Here is a 235-nt window from a genome sequence, read left to right as displayed (position 1 = left end):
ATTGCCGTCTAGTACACCGGTTCAGGCGTAAGAGAACTCACCCACTCCACAAGCTCCTGGCGACGAATCGCCGGGAGTGCCGCCTCATGAATTCCCCCAATTGCGCCTTCAAGGGCATAGAGTATTTTCACCGTCAGGGCGGGATTAACCTGTCGCAGTTTCAACCAGCACATTTTTGCCCCCAACATGCGTAATGTGCTTTCATCTTTTATACCTGCTTCATTCAGCAGGGTTT

Annotated in this window: 1 protein-coding gene; it reads right to left on the bottom strand. The window is 51.5% G+C overall.

Going from position 1 to position 235, the window contains the following annotated elements; genetic code table 11:
- Window positions 1-8: 8 nt before the first annotated feature.
- Window positions 9-235: TfoX/Sxy family protein (locus tag FDX22_RS20845; protein ID WP_146717718.1), on the bottom strand; the 227-nt coding region annotated here is incomplete at its 5' end.

It is taken from the genome of Citrobacter sp. TBCS-14, assembly GCF_005280805.1.
In the GTDB taxonomy this organism is placed as follows: domain Bacteria; phylum Pseudomonadota; class Gammaproteobacteria; order Enterobacterales; family Enterobacteriaceae; genus Citrobacter; species Citrobacter gillenii.
The sequence above is the reverse complement of the archived record's forward strand: the minus strand, read 5'-3'. Positions and strand labels throughout refer to the sequence as shown.